We start from the raw sequence: 20,158 nt of genomic DNA, 5'->3' as shown, positions 1-20,158 counted from the left end.
AGGCCCCGGCCACAAACGCGCCGAGCCACACTGACCAGAGCATTTCTTACGACTTGCGCAGCATGCCGAACACGACACCAGCGCACGCCAGCACGGCCAATACGATGGCAATGGTGGTGCCGATGCTGCCGGCGTCGGTGCCGCCTTGGCTGATCTGCGCTTTCACTTCGTCAACGTCCACTACCGGAATCACGGCAGCCATGGCGTTGCCGGCCATGGCGACGGAGACACCAGCAACCAGGGCCAGGTGACTGGCTTTGGCGCGGAAGGTGGAAGCGTTGTTTTGCAGGTTGGTTTTCAGTTGGTTCATTGGTTGTTACCTCATACGTCGAAGGATTGAAGCCATCCACCCACTGGATAGCCCTACAGCGAACACCAGCAGCACCCCGCCAAATCCAACAGCGAAGGCTTCCGGCGAAAATCCACCTGAGACCAAAATGTCTACATAGCCAGCGGCCTCAGGCGGAATCAGGTAGGCCTGTTGCCATCCAAGTTGGGAGCAGCTGATAGAGGCATCAGCGTTGGTGACCCACTCCATGCAAACCTGAACAGCAACGACCATCAGTTGTTACCCACCAGGGGAAGGCCGCCGAACGCTTGCACCTGAGCAATCACCGAGTCGGCAATGGCGAGACCGTCAGAGAGGCCCCACAGGTAGCCGCCAATGGCCCCAAGCGCAGCGATGAACAGATAGCGATACATGGCAAACTCTCCCGGTTAGCCGTTACGCCTTGGGCGCTTCGGCAGTGGGTTTGCTTGGGGTTTGTTGGGTTGTTTGAGTGGCAGCGCGAGGCTTCACCGACTCAATGTGCAGGGCGAGATTTTTGCCCTTGTTCTGGCCACCACGGGCCACGTCGAAGGTGATGCGCACCAGCTCCAGCGGCGAGAAGTGAGCACCGGCGGCGAAGATCTCATCGGCGACGTTGTCGTCAGCCGCCATGCCTATAATCGACAGGCCGTGTTCGGTTTTGCCGTCCGGCTCATCGCCGTAAAACACCTTGATGTACTTGGTGCCGCCTTCGCCGTCAAAGCGCTGAGTGCCGAGAAATGCCACTTCCATAGTCGAACGAGCCATCGTTGTTTCCTCGCTTAGTTGCGCGTTATTGCGCGGTTTTGCCTTTCAGCAGGCCGAGCGATCCCGAGCGGATGAACTTTGAAATTTCAAAGCCGCTGGGGTGAATCGGATTGCTGGGGTTTTGGTTACCGGCCTACGTGGCCGCTTGAAGCTTTAAAACCAAGGGCCATGCCCTTGTTATCCCGTTTCGCCACCCGTGCCCGCGTCTGGCGGGCCAGCCCCGGACACAGGCGGCGATTGATGTTTATGCCGGTCGACCAACGGAGCATTCGGTTGGGGGCTAGGCCCCACATAGGTAAAGCGGCTGCTGAACCACCAGCGAATAAGCAGGTAGGCCAGCAACGGCAGGTTGAGCACCACGCCAAGCAGCGCCCATTCATTCATGGCCATCAGTTCAGCTCTCCAGGGGTTTTAAGGTTCAGCTGACTCATTACGTGGCGACCCCACTGATGAGCAATTGCCTCAGCGATGCCCAGATAGGTACGAGAGCGGTTTTTCCAGCGGTCCGGCCCTGGAGCCATGTGATGAACAACCGGTGAGCGGCCTTCAACAACACAGGTTGGGTTCAGAGTTGGAAGCCCTTCCAGCCAGAAGTGCGTTTCCTTGGTTTCGCCGTGACCGAACATCCAGGGCTGAACGATTTGGTCGGGACGACGGATTTGACTGGAAATAACCGACTTCGGGTTTTCAAGCGCCTTGAAGGGAATCGGTGCTTTCATCAATTTGCGGACAAACTCCAGAGCACGACCTTGGCGGCCGTCGGCGATTTTTTCCGGAAACCACCTGGCGCCCGAGGTAGCCAGGTCCGTGCACGGTGGGTGGGCAATCAGCAGATCCCAACCCCAGTCGAGTACATCCAGAACGTCTCCCTGGATATGTTCTCCGGGCGATTCAGAGGGCAGCAGATCGCAGCTAACCGCATAGAAACCGATGCTGGTTAAAGCATCACGAACACGGCCGGAATACTCGCAGGCAATTAATGCAGTTGGCTGGCGCATCAGTTCAGCTCTCCAGCTCGAACAGGTCGTACCGGGGCACGTAGGGCGTTGGCTTGCCGGTGTCGTACACAACGTGCCAGTACTTCGGGGGCCGGAGCGGTGGCGAATGTTTCTCGCAGGTAAAGGCCGGCGTTACTTCCCACTCCGATAGCAAGACTCGCCACACGCCAGCTACCCGGCCCATCTTTAAGGGGCGTGTCGGGTGTGCTGATGCGGGGCGGCAGTGCTCGCATCGTGTGAATGGGGAGGAAACGACGCTCACCATCGCGACCTTTGACCAGCAGACAGAGCAGCCACAATCCACGGAGTGCGGTAGATGCAAGTACTTGTGCATGGCTCATGATGTCCATTCCTGCTCTAGCAGCCAGGAGCGGAGCAGGGTGCTATTCACCATGCGGCGCTTACCAAGCTTTACCGTAGGCACTACGCCTTTCATGGCCCAAGCACGCGCGGTGCCATAGGTAAGACCGTTACGATCCGCCCAGGATTCGACGGTTTCAACGTCCTGTTGCGGGCCTAGCAGCTTCGAAGGTTCCAGCTCTTCCAGTTCCATGCTCGTTCCGTCACTATTCGTGTGGATTTTTATAAAAACAGATTAATAAATTATTCATCATGTGGGGCTTATGGTGCTATTTGATGAATTATTTATCAATAAATTATTCATCATTTTTAAGAGCTTTTTGGAATGATCGAAGAAAGGCTTAGAACCCTTGTGCGGCACATCGGTGCCACAAGGCTCGCTGAAGCTACAACGATCAAGGAGCGCCAGCGGTGGCAGACCGTGGCAACAAATCGGAAGGTGAAAACTCGGATCGAGGATATGGAAGAGCTGCTGAAGGCCTTCCCTCAATACGAGTTATGGCTTTGGAGGGGGGAGGTAGACCCTGCTAAAGGCCAGGTTTCGCCGGGATACGTAAAAGTTGATTAGATCTGTTTAATGAATTTTTAAGCTCACAAGAATTAATAAATAACGAGCCAGCCAGTGGTGCTGGATTAGAGCTGTTTAAAGTATTTTGCGAATTAAATTTCTAAGAGAAGGGTGAAAGGATGCCGATAAATATATCTCCATCGTTAAAAAAGAAACTTCCTGAAAGTGAGAAAGGAAATATCTCAGAGCTGCTTTTGGGTAAGTCTGGTGGTGTGTGCTTTCTCTGTGGGCAGAAATTGATCGAGTCTACGGAGAAATTAGTTGCTGACCACGATGTGCCTGAAGCAGAAAGCGGCGATACAAGTGTTTCTAATTTAAATTTAGTTCATGATCTTTGTAACTCCTTTAAGCGTAATCACCCAACCGTTGATGTTCGTCCTTATTTAAAGTTGTCCGGTAAGATTAAAGCGAAGGGCGGTTTCCTGAAATACGATAGTGCGGTTGAGCTTCTCGGTATTGAGCCGCAGACGGTCGATATAGTAAGGAAGGGTCGTAACATTGAGATAACAACTGGTGACAAGGTTTCTAGAAAAGCCTTCGTATATAATGAGGAAAATAAAGAAGGATCTTTTGATTTTTGTTTTTGTGAGTTGCCGCCGTCAGCAATTTTTAACGATGATGAGTGCCAGCCACGCACTATAAAACTTACACATTTATGGCAAATTTATAATGACATAAATAGAAATCCACTACATGAGGCGCCGGCCTGCCGTATTAAGAAGGTTGAAGGCTCTCATCAAAGCTATCAGCTTTGTCTGTTTGATGGGCAACATAAAGCGCTTTCATTTTGGGTTGCAGGCAGAGAGTCAGTTGTTGTTAAAATATATTTGGATCTGCACAAAGACCAAGCGGTCCGGTTGGTGAACTCAGTTCAAGCGAAAATCAAGAAATTACCTCTTTCTCCATTTGAGCTTTCAGCAAAAATGGCAGAAGAGTGGCAGGAGAGAGTAAGTAAGTATGAGGCCGATGTAGGCACAGCTGTTGCCAATGAAGCTGGTTTTTTGAAGTGGGTCGAAACCGATGAAAGGAAGAGGGCTAAGTCTGCTCTCGAAGACGCTATTATTGATAATATTGTTCAAGATCCGCTCTTGAATATTATTAATCTAGTTTCCAAGCCTGGAGAAATTAAGGGAGGGGTTACAATAACTGAGGTGGCTTTTAGGAATAAAGTGATTAAGCCGCTTCTGCATATGCAGCCGCTAGTGGAGTCATTTTTAGAGTCACAAAAGTGCCGTGATAGAGAAGCTAATACGGTAATTAATGCCTTAAATATTTTATATGGAAAAGCTTTCGATATTAAGTCGCCGAGCCCCCAAGAAGAAATTCGTGCCAAGCGTATGATATACCAGTCGGCTATGAATTTTACTGCAGGAATGCTCCGTCAGTTAATAGGTCATCGTCTTGCATGCTCAGCACCACGCCAGCTTCTAGATAAAGAGCCTGATGCAAGTATGTGGAGTACCATTGAGGAAGATATTGCTCGATTTCTTTCTCATCCGGTATGGACTGCGGAGTTTTCCTCTAGCCAGAAAATGAAAGCCGTTCAAGATGCACTATCTAAGAACCAAGATATTGGACAGGCATTAAGCTCCGTTGGTTTAAAACTTGGCTTCATCGTCGGTGTCGATGAGCTCGATCCTCAGTGGAATGCCTGAAGAATGTAATCCTCGGCGGCTGCGGTTGTTGTAAGCGCCGCCGAGATGGCTTTAACTAAGTGCTCTAAATGAGAAATTTTTTGAAGTCATGCGGTAACATGCCAGCTAAGGCTTTCCAGCCTAATACTTCAATATCGTAGGTAAGCCCAAGCTGATCAAGGACGGTAGAGAGCCTTCTAGGTGCTCCAGCATCCTTTCCTCCGCTGCCTTTCTTGAGCTTTTTCTGCTCTTCATCGAAGTAGAGCTTTGTCACGAGAGTCATGATCCCTGGGCTAAGGACAATCCATTTACGTGCCATCATCTGTTCGAAGACCTCGCCGGTTTTGTTTACCGGGATGCCGAGGACGGCTGTGAGACATTCGGGATTCTCTCGATGTGCCCGGTATGCGAGCCATAGTGGTGCCATCTTCTGGCGGTAAACCTTTCGCCAGTTCCCTGGTTCGTATATCCATAATGCTGACTCGCCGATTTGCCCCTTGCTTCCAATGAACCTAGCTGCGAAACGCAGGGTTAACCAGCTCCAGAAACCTTGGTCATTTTCCAGCGATTCTTCGTCCAGACCACCTGCGATAATGGCCTTGTCGATGGCTTCTGCAAGACTCAGTTTTGTCGCAAAGGCTTCTTGATCGAAAATCGATGCAGGGATCGGAGCGCCGCATGCTTTTGTAAATGCCGTACTGCTCAACAGCTCTTCTTGCACCTGGGTGGATGAATTCTGCCGGGCCTGTTCTAACCAGATACGCATCTGACTGATGCCATCTTGGTTGAGTGCTCGCATTTGCAACATTTCCATTTCAATCCTCCTGAGTCATGTCCATGGCATTTGCGAGATGAGCGCGCAGCTTTTTCTCCCTGCTGAAGCCCGTAACGGCTTTTTGAGCCCAGTCATCTATGTCGCTATGTTCAATGGTGTTTGGGCAAGGGCAGCCTGCCCATTTTTCGCCCTGTTCCAACCACATGTTTGAGGTAATGCCTTCACCTGTATCGCTCTCATCATCTTTGTCAGTACCTTGGTCGTGCGCAAGGTAGATGAGGATGGCCCGGATCACGCCAGGAAGCAGGGATAGCAGGATAGGACTGGATTTTATTTCTTGCTTGGTGCCCAAAGCGCTGTCGAGCACCAGAGTCGGAGTCTCGCCCATATTTTCGAGCTCCCAGACACCACCGTGTAGGTCACGCATGACAATGGGGAGCAGGGAGCGCTGTGGTGATTGCCCGTCCTGCGTGTTGTGAGCTTCCACGCCTTCAGCTGTTGCCAGCAAACGGCAAGACCCCGGTTCTACAACGAGTACTCGGTAACGAACATCTTCGGGATCGCCCATCGAGGAAATATCGAACTGGGAACTTGCGCCATCTTTGGCGAATGCTTTCCCTGCATGCCCCCATGCATGGCGGATACGTAGGACCCTACCGCGCTCTGCCTCTACAACCACTTCGGCATCAGGTTTGAGGTCGTAGCCGTTGAGCCTGAGTTGGACGTTACAGATCAGCTTATTACCCTGCGGCTCAATAATGATTTTCACATCCTCTCTGAGGATCTTGGCGCGATCAGTAAAGTTGAATCGACGGCTCATTCTTCTACCTCCTCATCTTCGTCCGAGGACTCTCCGAATGGGGTAGAGCCAACTTTCATTATCAGGTCGCGGTTCAGATCTGCAGGCAGGAACGTTATTTCAAAATCCGGGGCAGTAACGTGAAGCATCAAGCTGCCATCGGTGCCGCTCACAACCGAGACCGCGCCGTTTTTTTCAACTTTGAAATCACTTTTATCATCAACGCCTTTGGTCGCAGCTTTGTGTAAGTCGAAGTCGAATCTGGAATGAGCCTTGAAAGGGTTACGACCACGCAGGTCGTATGCAGCCCGAAGGTTCAGAATGTAGCCATCACTATTGGTGAAACCTTCGGGGTTACCGGTCAGGTGTATCTCACCTGCTGATTGCTTCAACTTCCAGCATCGTGGCGTGGGGGCCGGGATAGGTGGGATGTCTACGTCTGAAGTCTTGTGTGGATCTTTTTCGCGTTCAACGAGTTCTTTATCCTTTGATGCTTGAGGTGGTGCGTCGTTAGCTGGGAGAGGAAGAATAGCTGCCAGCAAGTTGTGGTCCGGTTTGCCTTCCTCGGTAATCAGCTTTTCGAGTAGCTTGAGTGCGCTTTCTCGCACAAACGGAATGAGCCTGTGTGCTGTGCTGTATTTCTGTTCCTGGAACTTATCTCTGTCTTTTTTCCAGTCTGTGTGCGCGGGGCATTCAGCTCGGCGCAGAGCACCTGCAATCGCACTATCTGAGACGTGAATGAGAGCAACGCTGTCAGGTGTCTTCTTGGGGTTAGTCAGGTTAGGGATTATCAGTTCATCTCTGACGTATATAGGAAGGTGGCGACCTGGTTTTCTCTTGATAAGAACATCGAAGTGTCCAGTTTGCGCGGCACTTTTAGCAGGCTTGATCACCATAGGGACTTTGAAGTGCACGATCTGGCCATGGTCGAGAGCTGACTCTATGTCTTGGGGAGGGATCGAGGTTTTGTAGCTCGGCCAATCATAGTTAAGGTCAGTCGAACCGGATTCGTGGACTACATCGACCATTAGAGGTGATGTTTGACCAAGCTTTAGCAGGCTGCCAGCGAGCTGAATTGCGTCTTGGAATTGGTCATTATCAGAGACTGCTAGCTTAAGAGTTTCAAAGCTTTGGGCATTGAACCGCTGGAAAAAACCGCTGCTGTGATCTCTCAGTTCGACAATCAAATTACCTGCGAGAATCGGGATGAAGTATTCCCGAGCGACTGCAGATGCTAAGCGCTCCAGAGTTACGTACTCCTCGTACATCCAAGGAATGACCAAGCCCAAGCCGGGTTCTTTGTCGCGACTGAGCCGAAAATCGGAGTTCAGCTTCTTGGTAACTTCGTCACTGGTAAACGGAACCTGAAGCCCGTCCTCATCTAGACTGAACCAGCCATCAGGCGTGTATTGCGTTTCGGCAATACTGTGATGGCGCAGGATGGTCTGCCCCATTACGTGCACCCCTGGCTCTGATGCTCTGAGGGTGACTGCAAAAAACGAGCGGACACGGCTAGTGCGTGGAATAACGATTTTACCGACACCCCAACTACCGCGAGCGCCGTCGCCTTTGTTGGATAGGCCTTCTGCTCTGAAGAAGTGATAGAAGTTGCCGCCAGCTTCCGGCTCAGTAGAGTTTACTTTCCCTTCTAGACCATTTGTGCCGAAGTCTTCGATAGTCAGATACGAGCAGGTTTCCTTGCTCCAGTCGGGTAGGCGGGCAAGGCTAATTTCTTTCGCAGAGAAATGAGCTTGAACCTGCTCTGGAAACCAGAAGCTGGCCTGACCGGCAGGTAGTTTGCCTAAAGAAAACACAATTCTGACCGGATCCTTACCCGCCCGAGCGTCGAGAGAGTTCTGAATCGTCTCGCGAATAAGAGCATGTTCGAGCCCTCCAATGGACTGTTCTTGAAAGAACTCCTCCTGCACAGGATCTCGCGCTTTAGCTCCTCTAGATAATGGCAGGAAGCTCCATTGTGGTTGTCCGCTCATCCTGAACCTCTCAAAGGCAAATGTTTTAGTCAGTTAGGCTTAAAGCTTGAAGTCGCCCGTTGATCCACCATCAGCATCGCTGAAGCGAGATTTGGCCTGGTCCAGCTCTTTCTGTAGCGCCTTGAAGATCTTTTTCACGTCATCATCGTTGAAGCTGTAGGCGTTCCTGTTGGAAAGGTTTCCGATCAGACGGATGTCATTCATGGCTCGGTTAACACGCTGCTCGGCTAACCTGACGAATTTTTCGCGTTTATCGCTCATGATGTTCTCCATATATTTACGTTTTGATGAGCATTTTTGCTCAACATTTCGTAAATATATAAGAATTGTTTGCTGGTTTGGTCAAGCTTTTTTTGGGGCCACTGGCCATCATGCGACCAAAGTCAGCGACTGAGGAGCAGAGTGCGAGAGGCGATAACTGAGCGATTTCTGGTTCGATGAGCAGTGAGAAGGCCTGAAACAGAGGCCTGGCGTAACGATTTCACAAGCCTGGAACGTGCGGGCAGCCTGATAAGTCAGGCCAAGACAGATATTTTTGATTACAATCGCGCACCGCTTCCAGGATCCACATTAGGTCTGACTCCGGCGCGCGAATCCCGCATTCCCAAAGCTCCATTACCCGCCAGCTCTGCCCAAGTAACTGGCTGCGGTTGAGAGTGTCGCGAGCGACGTTCTGTGCAAATTTGAGTTGCCAGAAGTCTTCTCGCGTACGTGGGTTTGTGGCGTAACGACAGCCCGGGTGTCTGTGCCAGAAGCATCCCTGGATGAAGATGCACAAGTGGTAGCGAGCAAGCACTATGTCGGGCCTTCCGGGAAGGTCACGTTGGTGCAAGCGATACCTGAAGCCATGCCGATGCAGCAGCCTCCGGACTTTCATCTCCGGGGATGTATTGCTGCCGCGGATGCCAGCCATCATGCGAGACCTGACTTCTTTGCTGACTATGTCCATGAATCAAGACCAGAAGAATCTTTTTCCAGACCTTACGCCCGTAGAGCCGATTGGTGAACTTGAGCAGCCTATCCAGGTGGTTGACCTCTTCGCGGGGCCAGGAGGCCTAGGTGAGGGCTTTAGTTCGTTCGGAGACGGTAAGCGATTCGAGATAGTTGTGTCTGCGGAAAAAGATCCAAAGGCCTGGCAGACGCTGAGGCTCAGGGCGTTCTATCGGCTGCTCAAGAAACACAAAAAGAGTCACCTTCACGAGTACTACAGCTATTGCAATAATCCCGCTGCTGCAGATGGCTTCACCCCTTCGGAGGAAACGAAGGCGCTTTGGGATGAAGCTGAAAATGAGGCCAGGTGCATAACTCTAGGCAGTGAAAAGGGTAATAAAGAGCTGGATGATGCACTGAGTCACCTAATAACAGGCTTAGACGAAAAGCGTCCGTGGGTGCTCATCGGTGGGCCACCTTGCCAGGCATATTCGGTTGTAGGTCGTGCACGAAATCAGGCCAAGGCTGACTATAAAGCTGAAGAGGATCATCGCCATTTCCTCTACAAGGAGTACCTGCGCATCATCAGGGAGAAGCAGCCTACGGTCTTTGTGATGGAGAACGTGAAGGGTATTCTCTCGTCGAAGGTCAACAATGAGCGGATCTTCTCCAACATTCTCAGGGACCTTTCAGCCCCTCATGAGGCTCTCGGTCAGGAGGGGAGCGGTAAGCGCTATCACATCTATTCGTTGGTTACAGGTACACATTTTTCCCCTGACGATGATGTCGACAAGATAGATCCCAAAGCTTTCATCATCAGGGCCGAGAATTACGGTCTTCCTCAGGCTCGGCATCGAGTCATTCTATTGGGCATTTCGGAGGACTGTCTGCCGAAGGATGTAGCTCAGGTGAAGTTGGCCATGGGCGATTCTGTGGCTACCGTGGGCCAGGTTATCGGGAGTTTGCCAAAGCTGCGCAGTGGTTTGACCAAGATGGCTGACAGCCAGGAGCGCTGGGCTTCAATCGTGTTGGAGCAGACTCGCTTTCTCCGCGATCAAATCGATGTGGCCGACAAAATGTGGCAAGCCCTTGGCGATGTTATGCAAGATTTCAAAGCCCCGGAAAGTTGGGGTGGGAAACGCGTCAAAAGAGCTGTCAGCAAGGACGATGGTGGTACAGGCAATACCAAGCTGGACGACTGGTATCGTGATCCAGATCTGGACTTCTGGTTGAACCATGAGGTGCGCGGTCACATGCCGACAGATCTGCGTCGCTATGTGTTTGCGGCCGCTTACGCAAAGATTCACGGTGTGTCGCCCAAAGGCCACAAGGGTTTTAATCTTGAAGGGCTTGCACCAGACCACGCTAACTGGGAAAGCGGTCTGTTCAGTGACCGCTTTCGAGTCCAAGCGGAGCATCTGCCAGCAACTACCATCACCAGCCATATCTCAAAGGATGGGCATTACTTCATCCATTACGACCCAGCTCAGTGCCGTAGCCTGTCAGTACGTGAAGCCGCTCGCATTCAGACTTTCCCTGACAACTACTTCTTCCAGGGAAATCGGACGGAGCAGTTCCACCAAGTTGGTAACGCAGTGCCACCGCTATTGGCTTCCCAAATCGCGAAAGTCGTTTTCAGGATCCTCTTCGACAAAGTCGAGGCCTACGACTTGCTGCAGCACGAGAAAGCCGACGCGAAGGAAGAGGCGGTTTGTATCTGATTAGGTGTCGATAAAGCGTCGAAAACACTGTTACGAATTGAGCCGAAATGAGCAGGTGAGGGCGACGGAAGCCCTGTATTGAGCGAGTTTGGCACGAACTGAAACGCTGGCAGACGGGTTCGAATCTCTCCTTCACCGCCATATTGAAACGCCTAAGGCCCTGAAAACTGAGAAGTTTTCGGGGCTTTTTGCTTTCTGGGGTTTGGCACTGTGCAAACCAGCCTACCTCTCAAGCAGACCAATACCCATGCGCACGCAGCAGCTGATCCGTTAAGTCATGCCTTTCGATGCATGATTCGCGCGTTTCAACCAGGTGCGCCAGGAGGGCCGCTATTGAGAGCCGCTGTTCTGTCGAACAGTAGCTAATCAGCGGGCTACCCGGGCCATCACTCTCAAGCAGCTCCATCAGTTGAAACATAAGGTAGGACTCAGCTTGTTCGGTGTTTTCCAAGGCAAACCGTACCAGTGCAGGCAGGTAATAGGCTTTCCCTTGTGGTGAGCAGAAGCTGATGGGGTTCCAGCCTGGATTGCATACGTCATCTAGCTTCAGCGATTGCCGATCATGTGAGCGCAGCAGCGAATCGTGTTCCTCGCACTCTTCGCAGTGCAGGTAATTAGTGAAGTGTTCCGGCCGTTCGACCAGGTCGAATGCCGCCAGGACTTCAGCGATGATTTGGACGTCTGTGCGCATCAGCCAGCTTCTAATTTGTGCAGAGCCATGAACTGGATATCCGCTTGGATTTCAGCTTCGAGAAACGCTTGAATCTGCTGAGTTCGGATGCCTGCCAGCACTACGGCAACTGCCGATCATTTGGATAAAGTTGGTTGTTGTCGTACAGCGCCTGGGCTTCGCTTTGCGAAATGGGTGCCGAGTTTTTGCGCGGGGCGAATACCAGCGGCACTTTCACGTAGCTGTCGTAAGGGGCTCCATTGCACATCAGTGGCCGGAAACGCATCGAGGTGGTCGTATGGTAGGCGGCTCTGTCGAACCTGGCGTCGGTTGAACTGATCACTTTGATGGCTTCGGGCAGCCCCGTGGAGGAAACCGCGACGGCGAGCCATACGGTCTGTGGGGCCTGGATAGAGACGTCTTTGGGGTATAAGGCGCGCCCTGAATCGATGGCGGCGGTGGCTACGCAGCCCTGAACATCCTTGGGGAGGCGATCAAATTGCCGTCCGGGAAATACAGTGTCGGCCTCGCAGTCGGGAAAGTAGGTGCATAAGGCTTGGCCAGGATGCTTTTTATCCTCCAGTTGGCCTTCGAGGGGCTCGGTTGCCGAGGCCGCTTTGGTGAAGGTACCGCTGACGTAACGCTGGCATCCGCTCAACGAGGCGATAAACGCCAGCGCCAATATCCATTTAGCCGTGTGCAGCATGCCGAGTCCTTCCCTGGAGCATTCGGGGCGAGGGGCACCGAATGAGACGGCGTCATCTTACTGGATGTGCCCAGGTGGATTGCAACACGGCTACGGGTGCAACGCTTTAGCCATGCAGGACAAAGATCCCCACCTGCGGTGCCGGACTCAGCCATTGGCGTTCGACCGTCCAGCCCGCTTGCTCCGCCAGGCGTCGCACCGAGTCGGGAGTGTATTTGTGTGAGCACTCGGTATGCAGGCGCTCGCCGGCACTGAAGTGGAAGGTTTGTCCGGCAGCCTCGACTTGTTGCTCCTGGGTGCTGACCAGGAACATTTCCATGCAGCTCTGCTCGGGGTTCCATTCGGCGAGGTGGAGGAATTGCTCAGTGTTGAAAGTGCCGTCCAATTCCCGGTTGATACGGGTCAGCAGATTTTTGTTGAATTGGGCGGTGATGCCGTCGGCATCGTCGTAGGCGGCTTCCAGGGTGGCGATGTCTTTGAGCATGTCCAGGCCGACGATCAGGCGCGCATCTGCGCCGAGAAAGTTGCGCACTGAGCGTAGGAAATCGACGGAGTCCTGTTGGCAGAAATTGCCCAAGGTCGAGCCGGGAAAGAAGGCGACGCGGGGGCGGGTGCGCGCGGCGGTGGGCAGGTCGCCAAGGTGGCAGAAGTCGCCGACCTCCGGCGCTACCCAGAGCGCCGGGTAGTCTTTTTGCAGCTGCACAGTGGCCTTGCGTAAGGCTGATTCGCTGATATCCAAAGGGATATAGACGTCGAGTTGTGGTGATGCTTCGAGCAGCAGGCGGGTTTTGACGCTGGCACCGCTGCCGAATTCGATCAGTGCCGCACCGTCGGGAATGCAAGCCGACAGCTCGTTGGCGATATCTTTCAACAGGGCGGTTTCGGCGCGGGTGGGGTAGTACTCACGGGTGCGGCAGATGGCTTCGAAGAGTTCAGAGCCTGCGGCGTCGTAGAAGTACTTGGGTGCCAGGCTTTTTTCCGATTTTCCCAGGCCATTGCGTACGTCCTGGCCGAAGGTTCTGTTGTGGTTGGCGCGCTTTTCGTCTGCACCGGTCTGTTGCGAGGGTAGGTCGCGTGCCAGGCGTAGGCCGGAAAACATCCAGCGTTGGCCTGGGTAGTAGAAGTTGCGGTAGCTGAGCCGGGAATGGCCGCGAGGTGTGATGCAGGCACCGCCACGCAGGACCAACTGGCTGACCATAAATTTGCCGTTGTATTCGCCCACGGCGCTGGTAGCGGGGCGAAAGCCGGGGTAGGGGGCGTAGGCGCTTTGCGTCCATTGCCAGGCGCTGTCGTCAATCTGTTCGAGCAAGCCGGAGCGTGCGGCGATTTCCCATTCGGCTTCGGTTGGTAGCCGCGCATTGGCCCAGCTGGCGTAGGCGCAGGCTTCGTAATAGCTGATATGCATCACCGGTGCCGCTGCATCGATATCCCGCAGGCCGGCGAGGCTCATCTGCTGCCAGCCTTGGCCATGGGCTTGCCAGTACAACGGCGCTTGCCAGCCTTGCTCCTGAACGGTGCTCCAACCTTCCGACAGCCAGAGCTCGGCGCGTTTGTAGCCGCCGTCGGCAATAAACGCCAGCCACTCGCCGTTGCTGACCAGGCGATCACTGATTTCGAAAGGCTGCAGCCAGGTGGCATGCCGGGGGCTTTCATTGTCGAAGGAAAATTCTTCGCCTATATGGCCGAGTTCCACCATGCCGCCGGCCATCAGCTGGTAGTGGCCGTGGCGATCTCCCGACGGTTCGCGCCAGTTTGCCGCGTAGGCCGGCCTGAGGGGCGACAGGCTGAACAGATGGAGGATGTCCATAAGCAACAACTCCTGATGTTGCTGCTCATGGGCCAGGCCGAGCTCGATCAGGCTGCTCAGGGTGGCCACACCCGAGCCGTTGAGCAGGCCTTGCATATGCTCGTCCACATGGCGCCGGTAGTCGCGAATCCGCGCAAGTGGTGGGCGACTCAACAAACCTCGCTGTGGCCGCGGTTGGCGTGGGCCCAGGGCTTCGTAGTAGGAGTTGAAGAGGTAGGCAAAGCTGGGGTCGAAGGGGCGGTAGTCGGGCAGGTGGGGCGTGAGCACAAAGGTTTCAAAGAACCAGGTGGTATGGGCGACATGCCACTTGGCGGGGCTGGCGTCGGGCATGGATTGCACCACCATGTCCTCGTCGCTCAGGGGGGTTATCAGGGATTCGCTGTAACGCCGTACGGATAGATACCGCTCAAGCAGGCTCGTGTTCATCAGGGTCCCTCTAGCAGCGCCGTTATCAGGGTTGGCCTGCGGGGCTGTTCAGTGGCGCATGGGGGTGAAAAGGCACTCTGTGGTGCCTTGATCGAAGTTATAGGTCTGATGCATTCGGTTCTGAAAAAGTTCGTCGCAATTGACTGGCCGCGGTCGGATTGGCGGTTGATCCAGCGTAGCAGTTGGCTTCAAGGGCAAAACTCAGGCGCACCGGTTTCTGATTGACGGGCAGAGGCGTATGGCCAGGGCGACCCAAGGCGCTGGCCATAGACGTTGCGGGCGGTTAGGAGCCGGCTTTGCCGTCTGAGCCCTGCTTGCCATCTTGCGAACCGGAACTGCTGCGACTCTCCTCCCGCCCGCTGCCATCGGTGCCTGGAGTAGGCGCATTGTCGGGACCATCAATGCCGGTGCCGGTACCCTGGTCGATACCGGTGCCCGGCGTGGGCAGGGTGGGCGGTGTAGGGTTGGTCGGGCCGCTGCTATCGGTGCTGGGACCCGTGCTGTCAATGCTGTCCGCGGCCAAGGCTGCGGTACTGACGCCCAGAAATGCGGATAAGCAGAGCGCGATGAGCGGGGATACGTTCATGTCATCTCTCCTTTGCAAATAATCGCTACCTAAGTTGGTCCGTCTGAGCGCTGCAGGGTTCGACAAAGCGGATCAATGGTGATCACAACACCCCGTGAGACAACCGGGTACCAACGCCGCTGATGTGGGCGTTGAGGCATGTTCAGAGGGAGAGGGCGGCACCTTGATCGGTCGACGCTCGGCATAGGTTCGGGAGGAGCGATGAGCCAGCTTTATCTTGGATTGTTTGAGCGCTTTGACCGGCACCATCGTGAAGCCGGCAATCATCCCTTGCAGAATCGACATCAACTGGTCGTTAGTGCCTTGTTCCGCGACGAAACCGGAAGCGCCGGCGCGAATATAGGCTTGTGTTGCGCGCGACGGCCCGAGCGCCGAATAGATTAGAACCTTTACCGATGTACCCAGCTTGGCAATCTGGGCCACGATAAATGTTTGTTTAGGAATTGCGCAGCGAAAGTTGAATATGACGATATCGGGTAAATGAAGCTCGCTCAAAATCAGTGCTTGTTCCAGTCTGCTGGCCTCGCCGCAAATATGAAAGCCGCGGGCTTTACATACGCTTCTAAGATGATCTCGGCTAGCTGATCGATCACTTGCAATCAGGATTTTATACATGCGCTTCCTGCGCTCCTCACAAAATTCAACCCGCTGGGTAAGTAGCGTAGATTAGGGAGGAGCTCAGGGAGCTTGATGCAGGATCTGTCTGAAGATAAGCGCGTAATGTTTAGCGAAGTTGACTTACGTTTCTTCGCTTAACCCAAGCCGTTACGCTTGGCGAAGTCCACCAGGGCAACCAGGTTAAATGCGTTGAGCTTGAGCTGAAGACGGGTTTTATAGGTGCTGATGGTTTTGTTGCTGAGCAGTAGCGAATCGCCGATTTCTTTATTGGATTTTCCTTGTGCGAGCATCTGCAGCACCATGATCTCGCGGTCCGACAAGCTGTTGAGCATGGCGTGCTCGCTGCTGTTGGAAATCGTCGGGTTGACGGTGCTCAGGATATCGGTGGGGAAGAAGCTGTAACCAGAAAGCGCTGCCCATACCGCACGCTGCAGTTCTTCAAGGTTATCCCCTTTGGTCACAAAGCCTGCCGCACCTGCTTTCATGCAGCGAAACGCCAGCAGGTCTGCCGGTTGCGAGGTAAGAATCAACACCCGCGGGCGAGGTTTGAGGGTGCTGATCCGTGCGAGCACCTCCAGGCCATCTATTTTCGGAATGCCGATATCCAGGATCACCAGGTCCGGGCGGTGGTTCCTGATCAGGGTGAGAGCATCGACACCGTTATCGGTTTCGCCAACCAGAGTGTGCCCCTCGCGCTCCAATAACAGTTTGACTGCCAGTCGTATGACTGGGTGATCATCGACAATTAGTACTTTTCCCATGGTTTTATCCGTTTATTAGTTGTTGGTTGAGTGATGCGTGATGTTTAGCTGCTCTGAAAGTGCAGCTTGTAGTTTTTCCAATGTTTTGCATATTTCGATAGCAAGGCACTTCATTTGAAGTTCGGATGTGGCGTTATTGAATTCCTCTTCGTACGCCATGGTTGCTTTTATAAGCGGCTTCGAATTGATGAGTTTGGCAACTCCTTTTAGTCGGTGGGCCAGAAGAGAAAGCTCCTTCCACTGTTCTTCCTCAATTTTTATGTTCAGTTGTTGCAGGTCCAGTTCGTTGCTGGTGTGTAGTTGGGTCAACAACATTGCGATCAACTTCTCATTGCCATTGGTCAGGCCGTTGATGCTTTCTTTGTCGATGAGTTGCGCATGTTCGGATTTCTCGACGTTATAAGTCTTCTGTTCTGTCGAGGAACGCGGCTCAAGGTTATCCAGGCAGGCTTCCAGTTCGGCCAGGCTCACCGGTTTGAAAAGGCAGCCATCCATCCCTGTCTCAATGCAGCGAACGCGCTCTTCGGCTTGCGCATTGGCGGTGAACCCCATGATCCAAGAGGGGACAAGGTTTGCTTGCGCTTCATAAGCACGCCATTCGCGGGTCAGTTCATAGCCGTCCATTACCGGCATGCTGCAGTCGGTGATGATCAAGTCGAAGGTCTCTTGCTTTAGCAACGTCAGCGCTTGCAGGCCATCCTCCGCTTCCTGAACGCTATGGCCCAGAAACTGCAGTTGTTGGCCTAGCAAGAGCCGGTTTGCCGGATGGTCATCCACCAGGAGAACTTTCAATTTTCGATTCATGGGTTGAGTCACTTTGGGAAGAGTGGGCAGGGCTATAGGCGCTGGTTCCAGTTCTGGAGCGGTCAAGTCGATGGTGATTCGGGTTCCCTGGCCGGGTGCGCTATTGAGCTCAAGGGTGCCGCCCATCATTTCCACCAACTGGCGACAGATGACTAGGCCCAATCCGGTACCGCCCCGGCTGTGCTTGATGTTGGCCGCCTGGGTGAAGGGTTTGAATAATTGCGCTTGGTCTTCAGCGGTAATGCCAATGCCGGTGTCGGCGAGTTCGATATGCACGTGAACGCCATCGCTCGTCCGAGTGTTGCTGACGGAGATAACGATCCCCCCTGCGTCGGTGAACTTGACGGCATTGCTGATAAGGTTGGACAGCACTTGCTTCAGCCGTCCGGCATCCAGCGATATATCCAGATTTGGCAGGAGGTTTTCCTCCAGGCGAAGGTAGAGCCCCTTCTGTCTGGCGACCCCGCTGAATATTCTGCTGACAGAGCTGGTGATCTCGGACAGATTGCAGCGCTGAGCCATCAACGTGACGTTTCCTGATTCAATTTTGGCAAGGTCGAGAATGTCATCAATCAACTCGATCAATGACTTCGAGGAACCATAGGCCACCTCGAGGTCGTCGCGGTCCCAGGCATCTCCACGATCCATCCGCTGAATAGTCAGCTCCAGCAGGCCAATGATTGCATTGAGTGGGGTGCGGATCTCATGACTCATCACCGCCAGGAACCGGCTTTTGGCATCGCTCGCTTGCACGGCACGATCGTGGGCGTCCCTGAGCTGCTGCAGCAAGAGCACGTTGGAGGTCATATCAGCGTAGCCAGAAATCAAACCAGCGATATTGCCGTTCTTGTCGGTATAGGGTCTGTCCCACTGGCGGAAGGTCAAGTGCATGCCGTGGACCTTGGCGTCCAACTGGCGTTGATCGGCGATGCCGTTTTCCAAGATGCGGAAATACAGGCGCTGATGTTCTTCTGCTTGCCGACGGTCGAGCAGAATGAATTCCGAGGTCAACTTGCCTATTACATCGTCCGGCGTGATTCGCAGCTGTGCATAAAAAACCTGGTTGCAAAACACGAATCGACCGTCGAGATCGCGAACGGCAATCGCCATGGGAATGCTATCCAGAAGGGTGCTGCGAAACTCGAAGCGTTGGGCCTCCTGCTGCATGTGTTTACGCTTGATAAACAAATAAAGAATAAGGCTGACCAGTAGCATTGAGCTGAACGTGGCACCAATACTGAGGATGCGAAAAGAGCTGACGTACTCTTTCCATACGCTTGCCTTGGCTGGGGTGACCGCTTTCCAGTTGTTCATCAGGCCGTTGATATAGTTCGGCCCTAATTGGTCGATTGCCTTGGCCATGACGCCATACAGCACGGTTTGCTCTTTACGGATGGAAAAGGGCAGGTTGGCCTGATAGTCGGGTAGCGACGTGGCAACTTTCAAATCCTCGGCAAAGTACTGTCTGATGAGGTAAGTTGCGGTGGGCAACAAAGTAATCGCTGCATCCGCTTCACCATTGGCAACGGCAACCAGACTGTCCAGTTGTGATTCTTTTTTTACCAATTGAATACTTGGGTCGGCTTGTACAATTCTTTCCGCCACAAAATTATTGCGTTGGATTGCTACTTTCTTGTTCTGAAGATGGGCAAGGTTTTCAATGTTCGAATTCTTGTTGGTAACAAGAGCAAAACTATTGAATAAGTAGGGTTCGGTGAATCGCAGGTATTTCGTGCGATCCGGGTTAGGCAGTATCGTCACGGCCATGTCGGCAGCACTATTTCGCAGGTTTTCTTCTAAGCCACTGACCGACGGAGAGTCGACAATAGTGAAATTGACCCCGATGCGTTGGCTGATTTGCGCAAGCATGTCAATGACAACGCCGCGTATTTCCCCTGTTTCATCATAAAAGCTATAGGGAGGCAGCGAACCATTGATGGCAACTCTGACCTCGGGGTTAGTGGCCAGCCACGCTTGCTCTTGTTCGGTGAACACCGAGTCTGACGGGCGTTCTGCATCGATATTGGCGGACCAGTAATCCTGTATCCGCTCTTTCTGCAGTTGTGCGGTGTGCTCCATCACCTCATTGAAGAGTTCACGAAGTTTTACCTGGTCAGCACGAAATAAAAAACCGTAGCCGCTTTCTTTCCAGTTTTTTAACGGATACGTATGCAAGTGGGTAAGCTCACCCTGGCTCAGGTAGTAGCCCGTTGCAATAGGATCGCCGATAAACCAGCGCTGGCGTTGGTATTCGACGGCATGCAAGGCTTCCAGTACGGAGGCATATTGGACAGCCGAAACATTGGGGTATTGTTCGATTACCCGGTCTTCCAGAGTGAATTTTCCTGCCAAGGCAATTTCGCCTTGCACCTTTATTTTCGAAAACCCCAACTCGGTGCCGCGGCCAACGATAATTGGCGTATTCAACGCGTAAGGTACGGAAACCTCGAGTTCCGGTAAGGCACTGCCAGCGAGCCCTCTGCCTAGCACATCCACTTCGCCGTTTTGCAGCGCCTCAAGCGCTGATTGAATGTTTGGATAAACACGAATCTGTGGTTGAAGATGCAGGGTGCTACTGATGAGGTGGATATAGTCCGCAACTATGCCTTTAAGGCTTTTTCCTTGAATGATTTCGTAGGGCTCGAAATTTTCCTGGCTAACACCCACGATCAGGTTCTTTTTGTTTTTCAACCAGGCGAGGTGTTGAGCGTCTATCGGGATCGACAGCGGCTCTGCGGTAATGGTGGGGGAGAGCGTCAGCGAGTCGTCAGCGTGCGTTGCTGCTACCCCGATGGTGGATAGAGCGGACAACACCAATATCAGGCCCAATCGGCAAATAGCCCGACCTCCGAAAGATTCGGATAATGAGAGAAGGGTACTCATCATTGTTGGGGTGGCAGCAGACATTGTCTTGACTCGGTTGATCGCA

21 protein-coding genes are annotated in these 20,158 nt (G+C 53.2%); 2 read left to right on the top strand and 19 right to left on the bottom strand.

Annotation, left to right across the window (positions count from 1 at the left end):
* Positions 1-46: 46 nt before the first annotated feature.
* The 7 genes from ACVW0Y_RS08965 to ACVW0Y_RS08935 all read right to left on the bottom strand — a co-directional run bounded on the left by ACVW0Y_RS08965 (position 47) and on the right by ACVW0Y_RS08935 (position 2,626).
* Positions 47-310 (bottom strand): hypothetical protein, encoded by a 264-nt coding sequence (locus ACVW0Y_RS08965; protein WP_457437646.1) that lies wholly within the window; start codon positions 308-310, stop codon positions 47-49.
* A gap of 251 nt (positions 311-561) precedes the next feature.
* Complete coding sequence (locus ACVW0Y_RS08960) at positions 562-702, bottom strand: hypothetical protein (RefSeq protein WP_457437644.1); 141 nt, start codon at positions 700-702, stop codon at positions 562-564.
* Between the two features lie 22 nt (positions 703-724).
* On the bottom strand, positions 725-1,075 hold the full coding sequence (locus tag ACVW0Y_RS08955; protein WP_457437642.1) for a hypothetical protein: 351 nt from the start codon (positions 1,073-1,075) through the stop codon (positions 725-727).
* Positions 1,076-1,252: 177 nt separating this feature from the next.
* Positions 1,253-1,465 (bottom strand): hypothetical protein, encoded by a 213-nt coding sequence (locus ACVW0Y_RS08950; protein ID WP_457437641.1) that lies wholly within the window; start codon positions 1,463-1,465, stop codon positions 1,253-1,255.
* The gene (locus tag ACVW0Y_RS08945; protein ID WP_457437639.1) at positions 1,465-2,073 is read right to left on the bottom strand and encodes a DNA cytosine methyltransferase; all 609 of its coding nucleotides are present in this window, start codon (positions 2,071-2,073) and stop codon (positions 1,465-1,467) included. The genes ACVW0Y_RS08950 and ACVW0Y_RS08945 overlap by 1 nt, the downstream gene beginning before the upstream one ends.
* Before the next feature lie 4 nt (positions 2,074-2,077).
* Positions 2,078-2,407, bottom strand: coding sequence for a lysogeny maintenance protein PflM (gene pflM, locus ACVW0Y_RS08940; RefSeq protein WP_457437638.1), 330 nt, complete (start codon positions 2,405-2,407; stop codon positions 2,078-2,080).
* Between the two features lie 3 nt (positions 2,408-2,410).
* Complete coding sequence (locus ACVW0Y_RS08935; protein WP_457437636.1) at positions 2,411-2,626, bottom strand: DNA-binding protein; 216 nt, start codon at positions 2,624-2,626, stop codon at positions 2,411-2,413.
* A 494-nt stretch (positions 2,627-3,120) separates the two neighbouring features.
* Between ACVW0Y_RS08935 and ACVW0Y_RS08930 the strand changes: the two genes are divergently transcribed.
* Entirely contained in the window at positions 3,121-4,656 is a 1,536-nt protein-coding gene (locus ACVW0Y_RS08930) for an HNH endonuclease (protein ID WP_457437634.1), read from the top strand.
* 64 nt (positions 4,657-4,720) lie between these two features.
* Here the strand turns inward: ACVW0Y_RS08930 and ACVW0Y_RS08925 are convergent, their stop codons facing one another.
* The 5 genes from ACVW0Y_RS08925 to ACVW0Y_RS08905 all read right to left on the bottom strand — a co-directional run bounded on the left by ACVW0Y_RS08925 (position 4,721) and on the right by ACVW0Y_RS08905 (position 9,113).
* Entirely contained in the window at positions 4,721-5,449 is a 729-nt protein-coding gene (locus tag ACVW0Y_RS08925) for a hypothetical protein (protein WP_457437632.1), read from the bottom strand.
* A gap of 1 nt (position 5,450) precedes the next feature.
* Positions 5,451-6,230, bottom strand: a complete 780-nt coding sequence (locus ACVW0Y_RS08920) for a hypothetical protein (protein ID WP_457437631.1) — start codon at positions 6,228-6,230, stop codon at positions 5,451-5,453.
* Positions 6,227-8,200 carry a hypothetical protein gene (locus tag ACVW0Y_RS08915; RefSeq protein WP_457437630.1) on the bottom strand — a complete coding sequence of 658 codons (1,974 nt, stop codon included), beginning with the start codon at positions 8,198-8,200 and terminating at the stop codon, positions 6,227-6,229. The genes ACVW0Y_RS08920 and ACVW0Y_RS08915 overlap by 4 nt, the downstream gene beginning before the upstream one ends.
* 39 nt (positions 8,201-8,239) lie before the next feature.
* Positions 8,240-8,461, bottom strand: a complete 222-nt coding sequence (locus tag ACVW0Y_RS08910) for a hypothetical protein (RefSeq protein ID WP_457437629.1) — start codon at positions 8,459-8,461, stop codon at positions 8,240-8,242.
* A gap of 220 nt (positions 8,462-8,681) precedes the next feature.
* Entirely contained in the window at positions 8,682-9,113 is a 432-nt protein-coding gene (locus ACVW0Y_RS08905; RefSeq protein WP_457437903.1) for a very short patch repair endonuclease, read from the bottom strand.
* Positions 9,114-9,147: 34 nt separating this feature from the next.
* Here ACVW0Y_RS08905 and ACVW0Y_RS08900 point away from each other — a divergent pair, with 34 nt between their 5' ends.
* Positions 9,148-10,851 (top strand): DNA cytosine methyltransferase, encoded by a 1,704-nt coding sequence (locus ACVW0Y_RS08900; RefSeq protein WP_457437628.1) that lies wholly within the window; start codon positions 9,148-9,150, stop codon positions 10,849-10,851.
* A gap of 229 nt (positions 10,852-11,080) precedes the next feature.
* Here the strand turns inward: ACVW0Y_RS08900 and ACVW0Y_RS08895 are convergent, their stop codons facing one another.
* The 7 genes from ACVW0Y_RS08895 to ACVW0Y_RS08865 all read right to left on the bottom strand — a co-directional run bounded on the left by ACVW0Y_RS08895 (position 11,081) and on the right by ACVW0Y_RS08865 (position 20,136).
* Positions 11,081-11,542: a hypothetical protein gene (locus ACVW0Y_RS08895; RefSeq protein WP_457437627.1), complete on the bottom strand. Its 462-nt coding sequence runs from the start codon at positions 11,540-11,542 to the stop codon at positions 11,081-11,083.
* A 100-nt stretch (positions 11,543-11,642) separates the two neighbouring features.
* A complete protein-coding gene (locus ACVW0Y_RS08890) occupies positions 11,643-12,227 on the bottom strand; it encodes an energy transducer TonB family protein (protein ID WP_457437626.1) in 585 nt (194 codons plus the stop codon).
* A gap of 106 nt (positions 12,228-12,333) precedes the next feature.
* Complete coding sequence (egtB, locus tag ACVW0Y_RS08885; RefSeq protein WP_457437625.1) at positions 12,334-14,460, bottom strand: ergothioneine biosynthesis protein EgtB; 2,127 nt, start codon at positions 14,458-14,460, stop codon at positions 12,334-12,336.
* A gap of 283 nt (positions 14,461-14,743) precedes the next feature.
* Entirely contained in the window at positions 14,744-15,046 is a 303-nt protein-coding gene (locus ACVW0Y_RS08880; protein ID WP_457437624.1) for a hypothetical protein, read from the bottom strand.
* A gap of 72 nt (positions 15,047-15,118) precedes the next feature.
* A complete protein-coding gene (locus ACVW0Y_RS08875) occupies positions 15,119-15,661 on the bottom strand; it encodes a response regulator (protein ID WP_457437623.1) in 543 nt (180 codons plus the stop codon).
* Between the two features lie 137 nt (positions 15,662-15,798).
* Complete coding sequence (locus ACVW0Y_RS08870) at positions 15,799-16,425, bottom strand: response regulator (protein WP_457437622.1); 627 nt, start codon at positions 16,423-16,425, stop codon at positions 15,799-15,801.
* A 15-nt stretch (positions 16,426-16,440) separates the two neighbouring features.
* The gene (locus tag ACVW0Y_RS08865) at positions 16,441-20,136 is read right to left on the bottom strand and encodes an ATP-binding protein (protein ID WP_457437621.1); all 3,696 of its coding nucleotides are present in this window, start codon (positions 20,134-20,136) and stop codon (positions 16,441-16,443) included.
* Positions 20,137-20,158 lie beyond the last annotated feature (22 nt).

The sequence above is a fragment of the Pseudomonas sp. TE3786 genome (genome assembly GCF_054057335.1).
The sequence above is the reverse complement of the archived record's forward strand: the minus strand, read 5'-3'. Positions and strand labels throughout refer to the sequence as shown.